11 protein-coding genes are annotated in these 13692 nt (G+C 40.4%); 6 read left to right on the top strand and 5 right to left on the bottom strand.

Annotated elements, in window-relative coordinates:
• The 3 genes from J8L98_RS12175 to J8L98_RS12165 all read right to left on the bottom strand — a co-directional run bounded on the left by J8L98_RS12175 (position 1) and on the right by J8L98_RS12165 (position 3633).
• On the bottom strand, positions 1 to 903 hold the full coding sequence (locus tag J8L98_RS12175; RefSeq protein WP_210996641.1) for an ABC transporter ATP-binding protein: 903 nt from the start codon (positions 901 to 903) through the stop codon (positions 1 to 3).
• Positions 900 to 1709, bottom strand: a complete 810-nt coding sequence (locus tag J8L98_RS12170) for an ABC transporter permease subunit (RefSeq protein ID WP_210996640.1) — start codon at positions 1707 to 1709, stop codon at positions 900 to 902. The genes J8L98_RS12175 and J8L98_RS12170 overlap by 4 nt, the downstream gene beginning before the upstream one ends.
• 103 nt (positions 1710 to 1812) lie before the next feature.
• Positions 1813 to 3633: a M2 family metallopeptidase gene (locus tag J8L98_RS12165; RefSeq protein ID WP_210996639.1), complete on the bottom strand. Its 1821-nt coding sequence runs from the start codon at positions 3631 to 3633 to the stop codon at positions 1813 to 1815.
• Between the two features lie 144 nt (positions 3634 to 3777).
• On the opposite strand from J8L98_RS12165, the gene J8L98_RS12160 reads away from it, so the two are divergent.
• Entirely contained in the window at positions 3778 to 6036 is a 2259-nt protein-coding gene (locus tag J8L98_RS12160) for an acyl-CoA dehydrogenase (protein ID WP_210996638.1), read from the top strand.
• Positions 6037 to 6083: 47 nt separating this feature from the next.
• Here the strand turns inward: J8L98_RS12160 and J8L98_RS12155 are convergent, their stop codons facing one another.
• Both J8L98_RS12155 and J8L98_RS12150 read right to left on the bottom strand, forming a co-directional pair.
• Positions 6084 to 7088, bottom strand: a complete 1005-nt coding sequence (locus J8L98_RS12155) for a hypothetical protein (protein WP_210996637.1) — start codon at positions 7086 to 7088, stop codon at positions 6084 to 6086.
• A gap of 275 nt (positions 7089 to 7363) precedes the next feature.
• A complete protein-coding gene (locus J8L98_RS12150) occupies positions 7364 to 7678 on the bottom strand; it encodes a hypothetical protein (RefSeq protein ID WP_192507601.1) in 315 nt (104 codons plus the stop codon).
• A 589-nt stretch (positions 7679 to 8267) separates the two neighbouring features.
• On the opposite strand from J8L98_RS12150, the gene J8L98_RS12145 reads away from it, so the two are divergent.
• The 5 genes from J8L98_RS12145 to J8L98_RS12125 all read left to right on the top strand — a co-directional run bounded on the left by J8L98_RS12145 (position 8268) and on the right by J8L98_RS12125 (position 13573).
• The gene (locus tag J8L98_RS12145) at positions 8268 to 10934 is read left to right on the top strand and encodes a TonB-dependent receptor (RefSeq protein WP_210996636.1); all 2667 of its coding nucleotides are present in this window, start codon (positions 8268 to 8270) and stop codon (positions 10932 to 10934) included.
• 457 nt (positions 10935 to 11391) lie between these two features.
• Positions 11392 to 11658: a hypothetical protein gene (locus J8L98_RS12140; protein ID WP_210996635.1), complete on the top strand. Its 267-nt coding sequence runs from the start codon at positions 11392 to 11394 to the stop codon at positions 11656 to 11658.
• A 555-nt stretch (positions 11659 to 12213) separates the two neighbouring features.
• The gene (locus J8L98_RS12135; protein WP_210996634.1) at positions 12214 to 12498 is read left to right on the top strand and encodes a hypothetical protein; all 285 of its coding nucleotides are present in this window, start codon (positions 12214 to 12216) and stop codon (positions 12496 to 12498) included.
• Complete coding sequence (locus tag J8L98_RS12130) at positions 12495 to 12977, top strand: RHS repeat-associated core domain-containing protein (RefSeq protein WP_247682541.1); 483 nt, start codon at positions 12495 to 12497, stop codon at positions 12975 to 12977. Before J8L98_RS12135 ends, J8L98_RS12130 begins: the two co-directional genes overlap by 4 nt.
• 278 nt (positions 12978 to 13255) lie before the next feature.
• Positions 13256 to 13573, top strand: coding sequence for a hypothetical protein (locus J8L98_RS12125; RefSeq protein WP_210996633.1), 318 nt, complete (start codon positions 13256 to 13258; stop codon positions 13571 to 13573).
• Positions 13574 to 13692 lie beyond the last annotated feature (119 nt).

Raw genomic sequence — 13692 nt, 5'->3', positions numbered from 1 at the left:
CTAATCCTTCTGAAAAAGTTGGTTTTCAAGAGTATGCCCATTAACTAATTGGCGATATTGCCAGCTTAATTTGTGACAGTATTTAAGCAAGTGTATATCAAATTGTTCAAAGTTGGCTTGATACTCAATAATATATTCTTTGTTTTGGCTCTGGGAAACGTGTAAAACACCATTAAGTTGCTTCAATTGTTCAATGGCATTACGGGGACTATCAATAAGCGTTAATGTAACGTATTGGCTACTGCCTGTACTGGTATCACGGTCATGCGTGGTAAGCTGTCCCTGGTTTAAATATAAAACGTGATCACATAGCTTTTCTAGTTCTGCAAGGTCATGAGAGCTTAATATAAAGGTAATATCTTCACTCAATGAGGCAATGACGTGACGTATCTCTCGTGCATTTAACGGATCGAGCCCAGCAGTTGCTTCATCTAGCAGAACTATTTTTGGTTCACCAATAAGCGCTTGTGCGATACAAACACGTTTTTTCATGCCATGAGACAGCTCACTAATTTTAGCGTGGTGATTATCTGCTAAACCAACCAGCTCTAGCACTCTGCTGGCTTCGTTAGTAGCATCAGCTAGGCTTAAGCCCTGTAGTCGAGCATAAAAACTGAGCTGTTTTTGTAATGAGAAACGTGGATCTAAGGTGGCATCCTGAGGTAGGGCGCTGAGTGTACCAAACAGTGAGGGGTCACCCAACGGTTTTCCCATAATGCTTACTGACCCTGAACTTGGTCGAAGATACCCACATAATATACTGAATAGGGTTGTTTTACCTGCGCCATTGGGCCCAACCAATGCAACCGTTTGCCCTTGCTTCACCTCAAAACTGACATCATTTAGAGCGTATTTATCACCAAAGTGTTTGGATAGGTTATTAACCTGAATTAAAGAGTTCATAGTGAGCGCCTTCTAAATGTAAATGCACTAAGTGCTAACAAACCAGCGCTCTGTCCTATAGGTAATAGCCAGTTGACTATAGATGTTGGGGTTTGCGGCGCGATATCCAACAATTGCACGCCAGGGAAAGCGTACAATAACCCTGAAATAATAGGCAGGTAGTAACTTAGGTATCCAATGAGTGCATTCGCTAAGGTGAATAACAAAATGGCTAACACAACAGTTAAGCGTGAAGAACTGGATATAAGGTTGAGTAGCGACATGAGCGCGATAAACGGCATAACAATAATAACAAGCTGAAGAATTAACTGTAGGCTAAGTACGAGCCCCGAACCAAATAGGCTCATATCTCGATAAATCATTACGAGAAATGTGGCTAATACGGTGAGCGAGATAAGGATCGCGATAATGAGTAATTGCCCAAGAAAACGGCCCAATAAGATTTCATCACGTGTACAGCGTAAGCTGATAAAGCGAAGTGTCCCTCTTAACCTGTCTCCGACAGTTTGGTCTGAACAGACGAAAATGCAAAAGCCAGGAAAGCTATATAATGCAATTAACCAAAATACCGCTAATTCAGCTTGAGGCCAACTCACGAGCTCTTGTAGCCCGATGTTACCAGCAAGTTCTTGTGCAACCTCAGAAAACTCAGGGCTACTGATAAATGGCACAGCTTGCGCAATTAGATAGTTCAGGATCATAAACCAAACCATGGCAAACGCACTGAGTGCAAGTAGGCCACGCTTGGTAGCGAAGAGGCGTGTTAGCTCAAACTGAGCAAGTTGCCACACTCTAAATAGCGACATAATTTCTCCTTTTTTTGAACAGTACCCTGTTGTGTACTGAATTTAAAGCAGAAAACTGTTTCAGAGTGTGGCAATTGTGACAAATTAATTCACAGTACTTAAATTACCAGCCGCATTGGCGGTCTTTATTTTGTTCATCTAAGTAAGTTTGTAGTGGTGCAAAGTAATCAAGCATCGCGGTTGCATCCATTTGTTTGCTGCCAGTGACACTTTCTAATGCTTCCTGCCAAGGACGGCTACTGCCCATTTCTAACATGGTGTTTAAACGCTTACCCGCTTCTTTTGAGTTGTAAACAGAACAACGGTGAATTGACTCTTTGCTTCCGGCAATTTCACACAATGAGCGATGAAATTCAAACTGCAAAATATGGGCTAAGAAATAACGAGTGTAAGGTACATTACCTGGTACGTGATATTTGGCACCTGGATCAAAATGGGTTTCGTTACGTGCGATAGGTGCTTGTACACCTTGGTATTTCTTACGGAGATCCCACCAAGCTTGGTTGTATTGCTCAGGTGATATTTCCCCTGAAAATACCTGCCAGCGCCATTGATCAACCAATAAACTAAATGGAATAAATGCGACTTTGTCGAGTGCCATTTTCATCAATAAGCCAATGTCTTTTGATTCGTCAGGAACCTGTTCTAGTAATCCAATCTCTTTCAAGTAGCCAGGCGTAACGGATAAAGCAATCGTATCGCCAATCGCTTCATGAAAACCGTCATTTGCACTTTCTTGATAATAATAAGGTAGGGTGTTGTAGGCACGTTGATAAAAATTATGGCCTAGTTCATGGTGAATAACTGAAAACTCTTCGCCAGTGCGTTGAATACACATTTTGATACGTAAATCATCTTTGTTATCTAAATTCCAAGCTGAAGCGTGGCATTGTACGTCACGATCTTTTGGCTTGGTAAATAAAGAGCGAGTCCAAAATGTGTCTGGCAACTTTTCAAAACCCATCGAGGTAAAGAAGGTTTCTGCCCCTTGTACCATTTTTAACTCATCATAATTATGCTTGGCAAGTAATTTAGTTACATCGTAGCCGGGATCTGCATTTTCTGGTGCAACAACATCGTAAATATTACCCCATGTTTGCGCCCACATATTGCCTAACAAGTGCGCAGGAATTGGCTGGTTCTGAGGTACTTTGTCTTCGCCATACTTTTCACCAAGTTTTGCACGAACATGGCAGTGTAATGCATTATATAAAGGCTTAACTTGGCCCCAGATACGATCTAATTCAGTGGCAAAGTCGTCGGCAGGCATATCATATTTGCTGCGCCACATAGCGCCGGTATCAGCGTAACCTAGTTGATTAGCACCTTCATTTGTTAGGGTTATTTGTTGCGCATACAAAGGGCGCATAGGTTGTGAAACTTGTCGCCATCCTTGCCATAAATCGAGTAACTCTTCATAGTTCCGACTTGAAGCCATTTTTGACGTCATGTCACCTAAACTTAAACACTCGTCTGGCGTTTTACAATAGGCACCTTTTGCATACAGGCCATCTAACTCGGCTTTAAGTGCGGCAAGCTTTCTTGACTTTTCTGGGTCTTGAGGCGCAGGCAACGTAAGGTTTAATTTTAATTTATTCATTTTTCGACGATTATCGTCACTGAGCTTTACGTTATCAAATCGAGCTGCATCACTGGCTAACTTCACTATTATATCGGTTTGTTCCCTGTTCACATCAGCGGCAAGGCTGGCTGTATCTTCAGTCACAAAGTTTGCGTATATCCATTCTGCGCGGCCAGAGCGTTCAGACAAATCAACTAAGGTTTTTTCTGATTGAGCTAGAAATAGCTCTGCATCTTGCTCTGTTACTTGTTTGTTTTTAGGTGCTGTATTGTTACAAGCTGTCAGGGCTAATGTGCTTGCGACAATCAATGCCCCAAAGCTAAGTTTAAATTGTGGTTTCATGAAATTATCACTTGTTGTTGTAAAAGCAGGGAAATGATAACAGTGAAGGTGATGAGCTACAATTACTGTACGATAAATGCAGTGTTAAATTGAGTTTACGCTATATTTTAATTCAATACATAAACTGTGAACAGGAGGTCAAAAATGAGCTTTATTGTGTTGGTTATTGTTGCTGTATGTGTGATTTTTATGGTGCATTCAATAAGATATAAATTGGTGACTTTACCTACCATGAAATATTTTAAATCGGCGCTGCCTACTTTGAGTCAGACCGAGCAAGAAGCGATGGAAGCCGGAGATACTTGGTGGGATACGGAGTTATTTTCAGGTAAGCCCAACTGGCAACAGTGGCATCAAATAGATGCCCCTAAGCTGAGCGATAAAGAGCAAGCTTTCATTAATACAAAACTTGCTCACCTACTCGATATGCTCGATGAAGAACAAATTCAAGCTGATAAAGATTTGCCTGAAGCAGTTTGGGCGTATTTAAAAAGAGAGGGGTTTTTTGCTTTTATTATCCCTGAAAAATTTGGGGGGTTGGAGTTTAGTGCACAAGCTAACTCGACTATCGTCGCGATGATTGCCAGCAAAAGCCTCTCTACAGCAGTCACTGTTATGGTACCTAATAGTTTGGGTCCAGCGGAGTTGCTTTTACACTACGGTACACAGACACAGCAAGCCGATTGGTTACCAAAGCTTGCATCAGGCGACGCGTTACCTTGTTTTGCATTAACGGCGTTAGATGCAGGCTCAGATGCTGGCAGTATCCAAGATTTTGGCATTATTTGTGAAGGAGAGTATGAAGGAAAAAGCAGGCTTGGCTTACGTCTTACATGGTCAAAGCGGTATATTACGTTAGCACCGGTCGCCACAGTATTAGGCTTGGCTTTTAAGGCCTATGATCCTAATAAGCTATTGGGAGACACTGAAGATTTAGGGATCACATGTGCGCTGATCCCAACCTGTCATCCAGGAGTCAAAGTGGGTGAGAGGCATAATCCCCTTAACCAAGGGTTTATGAATGGCACAACGCAAGGAGAGGATGTATTTATTCCTCTGGATTGGGTCATTGGCTCGCAAGCAGGAGTAGGCAAAGGGTGGCGTATGTTAGTGTCTTGTTTGAGCGCCGGTAGAGGGATCTCTTTACCGGCATTAAGTGCCGGCACGGCGCACTTATGCACGCGAACGACTTCTGCATATACACAAGTTCGGTCTCAATTTGGTGTACCTATAGGGGCTTTTGAAGGCGTTCAAGCAAGCTTAGCTCGAGTGGCAGGGCTGACTTATAGTATTGAAGCGTGTAGGCAAACAACGGCGCAGGCTATTGATATGAAGAAAAGCCCGGCGGTTATTACGGCAATTGCCAAATATCACCTCACTGAGATGTCGCGAGTTGTAATGAATGACGCGTTAGACATTCATGCTGGAAAAGGCATACAAAAAGGACAAAGCAATTATTTAGCAAATAATTATATGGGCATTCCTATTTCAATTACGGTTGAAGGGGCTAACATTTTGACGCGCAACCTGATGATTTTTGGTCAAGGTGCAACACGTTGCCATCCTTACATTTTTCAAGAGATACAAACGATTCAAAATAAACCCGCAGATGAAGCGGTTAAACCATTTGACAAACTACTCATGGCGCATTTACAGCATGCTGGTGTCAATGCAATAAAGTGTATTGGCTATGGGCTGACCGGTGCTTTATTTTCGGCCTCCCCTGTATCGGGGCCCACAAAAAGGTACTATCAGAAATTAAACTGGCTGAGCAGCTGTTTATCGATAAGTGCAGAGCTCGCGATGCTGAGGTTAGGTGGTGAGCTAAAGCGTAAAGAGATGCTTTCAGCGCGATTAGGAGATGTGCTAAGTCATTTATACTTAGCATCATGCGTATTGAAAAAGTATGAACATGATGGCCGCCAGCAAGGGGACTTGCCAAGTGTATGCTACGCAGTGGAACACCATTTGGTGCAGGGATTTACCGCATTAGATGAGTTCATCGATAACTTTGCCAATATGCCACTTGCTTTCGTATTAAAACGGTTAATGTACATTGTGGGTCATGGTTGCAAACAACCCAATGATAAATTGGTGATACAAGTGTGTTCAGCATTGCGCCAAAGCGATGCATCTAGAGAGCGAGTGAGTCATTTATGCTGCATAGGAGATCAAGGTGCTATTCATACTATGGAGCATGCGTACAACTTGAGTCGTGCTACTTTTAACTATAGGGCGCTGTTTAATAAATGGGTTAAAGGTCGTGTAGATACTGTTAGTTTGTCATTTATCGAGCAAGTAGAGCTGGCAGTGCAAGAACAAATATTAACTCAAGAGCAATCGGCGTCTCTTTTGGAAGCCGAGAAGTGGCGGATTGCTGCGATTTCAGTTGATGTATATTAACATAAATAGTGGGGTTAAAAAGCACGCTTTTTAACCCCAAATACGCACTAGAATATATAGGTCAACCATATTCGTAAGGCAATATCACTTTGAGCATCAACTAGTCTTACTTGGCCCCATGATAAAATGATATCCATTTTCACTCTGTCACCGCTTTGATAACTATCTAATTGTGTAATAGGCACAATAGAAGAATTGCTAACCGTTACGTTATGTTGTACTGCTTGTGGTGCTTTGTTTATGACATCGACTCCAACGAATTTGAATACGTCGATAACGATGCGACCAAACTCTCTTTGTAGTGTTTCAAATATTTTAGGTGTCAGCCTGTCAAGTAGGTCTAAGAAAGAGGGAATATCAACATCTACCGCTACATCGGGGCGGAAGTTGGATAAATTAGAATCAATATTTAAAGTTCGATTATGTATGTTGTATCGACCTTTTAAATTGACACTCGCATAGGTGATTTTAGGGTAAATGTGTACATTAGAGAAAAGTATTTTTTTCGTGATTTTACCTATTGTAACCGCGTCAAAGCCATGAATTTTGACTGGTACATCGCCATTTGAATTGACCACACCGTCTATTGAGATGACAATATCACCCACAATGGTGGTGTCTATTTTTGATATTTTTCCATCAGATTCATAGGCGATGTTATTCACGATCTGCGTATTTATTTCTTGAAAGTTTTGTCTAATAAGTGAAAATTGGTCCATCGCGGGTTCATAGATGTCTTGAAGCATACCGTCAATGGCAGCATCGTTGGTCGTCAACCCATTAATGTAGCATTCTCCATTGGTCATCAACATGGCATTTTCGAGCCAGTCGTAATTAAGTATATCGTGTACACTGAACTTCCACTCTTCGGCCTTTTTACACGACGCACTATTATATTGATGCGGGTAAATTTTATAGTTGCTATTTGAGGATACAGTTGCTGTTAGCACGAAGTTGGAAAGCATAAATCCGTGAGCATAGCTTTTGTGCGGTAATGCAAAGACACTCAGCAATAATGCAATGGTAAAGCTTAGTCCTTTAAATAATTTCATATAGAGTCATTTTCCTATTTTTAAACGGTTATGTTTTTTTTGTAAAAAACGTTACTTAAACGTATGCGGGTGTGTTTTATTTAGTCGTTGAGGTGTTTTTTTGAACAAGGTTCTATCACGGAAAGTTTACAAAAAGGCAAAGAGAAGTCCATTTCTAATTTTAGAAGAGAAATAATAAATGCAGTAATACGGTAAAACTGTGAGTGTTTTACAGATAATAAGGGTGTTTAGGGGGATTTTATATCAGCCGCTTAATAAAGCGACCGACAATAATGCTAGTTGTTGGGAATGTAACAAATAACGGCTTTTTGATCTGGGTTATCTTGAGTATCTTCGATTAAATAACTGGCTTTTAAGCTGTTTTGGCAGGTACACATATCAAAATGGCTTATCATATAAGACTGACCAAACTCATCTTTATCTGTTTTTGTAATACTGCAGGTTGGTTCCCGCCACCTTGGGTCAAAACCACTTTGTCCTATTGCGACAATTTTTATTTTTTGGCTCAATAATTGTGTGTTAATCTCATCTGATTGCGCAGATACGGTTAACGTCGTGGCTGCAATCAATGCAGCGATTAGCTTTTTCATAATTCATCCTTAAGGTTTATTTTGGTTTATAGAGTTACAACTTTATAACGAAGGTGATTTTATTCATAAAATATCGTAAATCAAGGGTTATTTATTCTTTTGATCAGAGTTTAAGTGAATTGAGTTTCATCAAATGCAATACTGAAATGTATATTGCATGCTATTTGTATTAATATTGCTAATGTATCTAATGCAAATATAGATTCTAATTATGTATTCTCATTTACTTACAATTATCTAAATAATTTTAAGTCGTTTTGTGAAACACGACAAAAGATAGGCTGTAGAGTGCTTTAAATAAGGTAACAAGAGACTCACCAGGCGCGGCTATGTACCTTTAATGTTAAAAAAATGCGAATTTTAATGCTGTGTGGGGTGTGGTTTTTTTAATCATTCCATTCAGTAAAGCTAAATAAAATAACTAAAGGTACATGTTATAAGGGCTAATTACTGTTTTTTTGTTGTCATTTTGTGTACGTGGTTTTTGTTTTTGTTGTAAATATGTTGATTTGTTTGTCTTTTTAAATTGTGATAAAACTCTATGTGATTAATTAAAACAATAACTTACACTACAACAGGGACAAACATAATGAAGACAACATTTAAGTTCAGTGCATTGTCAGCAGCAATCTTGCTTGCACACTCTGGTTCAGCGCTTGCTGCAGAAGAAAATCAAGTGGAACGAATTGAAGTAACCGGTTCGCATATCAAGCGAACAGATATGGAAGGCCCATCACCGGTTCAATCATTGTCTGCGTCGGATCTTGCGGCAACGGGCTCAACCGATTTAATCGGTGCCCTGCAAAAGTTACCCGTATCAGGCGCTGGTACATTTAGTACACAAGGTAACTCAAGTGATGATACAGCCAATGGGGGATCAAGTGTTGCTTTGCGTGGCTTAGGTGCATCTTCTACGTTAGTTTTAATTAATGGCCGCCGCGTTGCTGTGAGCCCGTTTGCAAAAGACATCGAAACATCATTTGTAGATTTAAACAGTATTCCTATTTCATCGGTTAAACGTATCGATATTCTAAAAGATGGCGCGTCGGCAACGTATGGCTCTGACGCGGTAGCTGGGGTAATTAATATTATCTTACGCGACGATATTGAAGGGTTTGAAGTGTCGGGTAAAGTGTCTGATACAGCCGATGGCGGCGGAGAAGAACACAATTTCACTATTTTGTGGGGCTCATCAAATGACAAGGGCAACCATAACTTCTCGCTAGACTATTTCAAACGCGGCGATATCTTTTATTCAGATAGAGACTACGCGGCTACCGCTGATCAGCGCTTTCGCGGTGGTAACAATGCCCTAAGTTCTTCAGGTATTCCAGGTAGCGTTGAAGTGGTGCGTAGCATGCTGACTGAAGCTCAGTGGAATGCATTGCCTGTGGTACGCGTTGAAGATGATGGCACACAAGTTAGGCAAACGATTTTTGCAGATGTGTGGGGGAATGACAAATGTGACCCTTCGCTGATCATTGGTGATATATGCCGATATGATTATGCACCGCACATGAGTTTAGTGCCATCAACCGAGCGCTATAGCTTTAACTATAATGGTGTGCAAGAAATAATGGATGATGTTGAAGGCTTCGCAGAGTTTTCGGCACAGCATACGTCAACTTTTATTCAAGGGGCTGGCAGCCCAAGTTTTACAGAATTAACAATGAGTGGGACCAACCCAAATCATCCTCTTGCAAACGACCCAAGTCATTTCCTACATGGTGTTGATATTTCAATGCGCCGTCGTACGTTTGATATTGGCAACCGAAAGAAAGATGTGGACTCAGAATATTATCGAGGCGTACTAGGCGCCCGTGGTAACTTTCAAGAGTGGGATTGGGAAGTGGCTTATTCCATGATCCGTTCAAGTGCGGTAGAGCGCGGATTTGACGGTTTCCCGAATAAAGTTAGGGCGCAGCAAGCAATCGATACAGGTTTATGGAACCCGTTTGAACCCAGCACAAATACAGCGGAAGGGTTAGCATTTTTCGAGACCACAACAACACGTTATGGATCATCTACGATGCAATCTTTAGATGGTACTATTTCTGGCGAGTTGTATGAATTAGATGCGGGCTATATCGCTGCGGCATTTGGTTTTGAGCATCGCTATGAGAAAATCGAAGATAACCCAGATAGCCAGTATCTACGTGGCGAGATATTTGGCACAGAAGCAACACAAGCCAATGGCGACCGTGACAATACCGCTGTGTTCGCTGAATTTAGTATTCCGGTACTTGAAACCCTTGAGCTGCAATTGGCCGTACGTCATGAAGATTACAGTGACTTTGGTACAACTACCGACCCAAAAGTGGCATTTCGTTGGTCACCGATTGATGAGCTTGTTGTGAGAGGTTCTTGGGGTACCGCATTTAGAGCGCCTTCGCTGGTTCAGTTACACTTAGGCCGTACCGATGAATCCCCAAGTGTGATTGATAAAGAGCGTTGTCGTCAAACAGGTGCTGAAGTGGATTGTGAACCAACAGAGTACACTGCGGTTGTGGCGGGTAACAAAAACTTGCAGCCAGAAGAGTCTGAAAACTTCAACTTAGGCGTGGTGTGGGAAGCAACAGATAACTTCAGTATTGGTGTTGATTACTGGAACTATGATCAAGAAAACCTGATCAAGAAAATTGGCGCACAAAAACTGGTTGATTGTTGTGGCAGTGATACAAGCCTTGTAGTACGCGCACCAAATCAGGGCAGTACATTGGGTCGTATTTTACAAATTAACGACACCTTTGTGAATATTGGTGGCCGTGAAACAGATGGCTTTGACGTTAATTTAGAATATAAATTAATGACCGACAATTTAGGTGAGTTTAAATTCAATTATAACCTAACGTATGCGCTTAATTTTGAAGAGCAAACGTTTGAAAGTGACGACGCAGGTAATCGTATTAACGTGATTGACGACCGTAACGGTGAATACCAACACCCTGAGCTGCGTTGGACCAGTGGTGTAGATTGGAATCGTGACGATTGGGTGGCAACCTTAAGTGTGAGCCACATTGATTCATATAAAGACTTAGAAGACAGCGATGGCAATAAGTTTGAAATTGACTCTTGGACAACCGTTGATACCACCGTCAGCTATGTTGGTTTTGATAAACTGGTACTGACAGTCGGTGCAGCCAACTTATTTAATGAAGAAGCGCCTCAAGCACCATCAGAATCAATGGGAGTAGATAATAAAACCCACAGTGCACTAGGACGACAAGCGTATATTAAGTTCAATTATAAATTTTAACTAAACGCATATAGTAATACGCGTTGATTAATGTACATTAAAAGCCCAGCGATAAGCTGGGTTTTTTATGAAATAGTTTCTGTAGGTCACCTTAAACCTCTAAAATGGTAAATAGCGAAATATTGAGGAACGTTGTTGAGCCGCTGAAGTTTTGAGCGCACACATTCAATATATTCATACGTTAAGGTTATATGGCGGCTATGCTGTACATTGCCCCTGCAGCCCAAAAAGAGGCTAACTCCGCTATTTGTACAGTTTACTGTATCGCTTTATGCATTTCATTTTGTTGTTGGAAATGACTGAGTTATATGAATTTACCTATTTTGACACCTAACGATATTTTGATTAAAATGCGGCCCCTTTAACTTAGCACTCTACATTATGTCTATTAAATTAATAGTAAAAGCGGTAATGCTTATAAAATTGCTTATTTTAAGCGCTTTTTTCAAGTACTACTTTGGCAAATATATCAAATGTAAAAATTGTCGATGACATTGTATATTTTATGTATTTAAATCAAACCCCAGCAGTATGTGTGGAAGCAGGCAATAGCAATGTTTGGGCGTTTTCTTTAAACACTCAAAATGGCCCTGATTTATATCGGGCTTTGCTTCATGCTCAATCGTCTACCTTAAAATTAAGGGTTGAATCTACCCAAACCTGCAGTGATAAAGCAGATTATGAAACACCGCGCTATTTCGGTAAGTTACAACTAACTCAGTAAGGTTATTCAGTGTCATCTCTAGGTTATTCTATCGGCAATCTATTGAAGAAAAAGCTCAAGTTGTTAAGGTAGAAGAAACTTCAGATAGTAGTTCAGGGGTGAAATTAGCAGTAAAAGTTCACAATGGTAATAGCTCAATGGCAGCTGAGGGTAATAAAGTTAAGACAGAAGTTACAGCCGTTTTTGTAAAAATTTCAGTTGGGGTGGATTTGGATAAGTTGAAGTGAGAGATATAAATATGGAGTTAAGAAAAATGAAAGTATTTTGGCTTCTCTTAATCGTGTCGCAATTTACTTTATTAGCAATTTTTTTAGTTGTTTCATCTTTAGATCCAGCAAGTTCAGCTGTACATTCTATCGCTGGTTCTTTTATCAGTGTGGTTTTGTGTTGCTACTTGTAGTTCCTTTATTCGTTTGTAATAAGCTTCAAAAGAACTTTTTTGTTGCTATTGGAACCTTGCTGTTTCTGAACGTTATAGGGAGTGTAATTTTATATTTTTTATACAAAAAAGAGATGAGACAAATTTAGCTGAATTTCGCTTGGCAGTCACTCCGAATGTTTAACTTAATCGAATTTAACAAGACATACTGGGAGTGTCCATATGTGTCATCTCTAGGCTTTTCGTATGATACATCACTTAATCGTCTTACATCCGTAACGGGGACGGGCACAGATGGAAAGTATGCAGACATCAAATATGATGCAGGGTGTACCATTAAGCATAGCGGCAAATTTGACCTGAACTTTAATGCAGTAAAGCAGCTTAAAAGCGCCAAAGGCAATACCTATTTATATGACGGTCACAACCGCCGAGTAAAACAAGTGGATGGAAAGGCATGAGCTACTCAATGTCCAGCCAAGATGGCACATTATTATATCGTGAAAAGGACAGCTTCATTGGTGAAGGGACAAGTTACATTCTCCTAGGTAAAAAACTGATTGCTAAGTATGGCGATGTAACACCGAAAACGGTGGCAGAAAGTCGCCAACACCATAGGCCATTTGGTGAAAGTATTGAAGCACCGAAAGATGATGTAGGGTATACAGGCCATAAGTTTGATACAGATTTAGGGTTAAGTTATATGCAGGCACGATGCTATGATCCAGTTATAGGTCGTTTCTACTCGAATGATCCTGTTGATGCGATGGGGCATATCGCTCGTGGGAATCCTGTCCAAGGTTTCGGACGCTACACTTATACTAATAATAACCCTTATAAATATACTGACCCTGACGGTCAATTCCCAATCGCACCATGGATTATAGGGCTGGCCTTGGAACTGTATCAGAATATGCGACACAAGTCGGAAAGAATTTAGTTAATGGTGAGTCGATAGGTGATGCGGTTGGGGCAAGCGGGTTAAAAGTTATTAACTCCGCCATATCTGGTGTAACAAAAGCAGGGAAAGTAGATTCAAAAGCGGCTAGAAGTGTTAGGCAATTGATGGCAGCGCCAAAGTTGCTTCAGCTGGAGCAATTAAAGGTGCAGCTAGCGGAGATAACCCTGGGGTAGAAGCTGTAAAAAGTGTTGTAGATGGTATATCACCAATTCCAATTGCAGAGGATGCAATTCAATATTTGACTGAGGATCTAAAAAATGAATAAAGCAAGTTACTTTAAAAATAACCTATTAGATATAAATGTTTTTTCCTGTGGCTTTCTAAAGATAATTAAAGAAATTTACTTATACATTTTTTTTATCTCAGGTGGAAGTTTGTATTATTATGAACAGACTGTAATGGCAAAAATTACAATTTTTATTGGCGTGTTTTTATTTATAACCACTTTTATTCTTTTGATTTCATTCTTGATATTTCCATTTGTGAAAAGGGAGAATGCAGTTAAGGATTTCAGTGATTATTCAAAAAAAGAAAGGGGAGAGATGATTGGTGGTTTACTTATTGGTTCTTTATAGGAATCTGAATCAGAGCAAGATGGGACAGTGACAACGAATTTCACAAGACATACTGGGAGTGTCCATATATGTCAATCATAGGTTTTCGCTATGTGGGATATACAGGTGATTCGAAGTAA

Origin of the sequence: Pseudoalteromonas sp. MMG013 (genome assembly GCF_018100885.1) — a bacterium.
GTDB classification, from domain to species: domain Bacteria; phylum Pseudomonadota; class Gammaproteobacteria; order Enterobacterales; family Alteromonadaceae; genus Pseudoalteromonas; species Pseudoalteromonas aurantia.
Note: the sequence above shows the minus strand (reverse complement) of the source record. Positions and strands in the feature narration are given on the sequence as shown.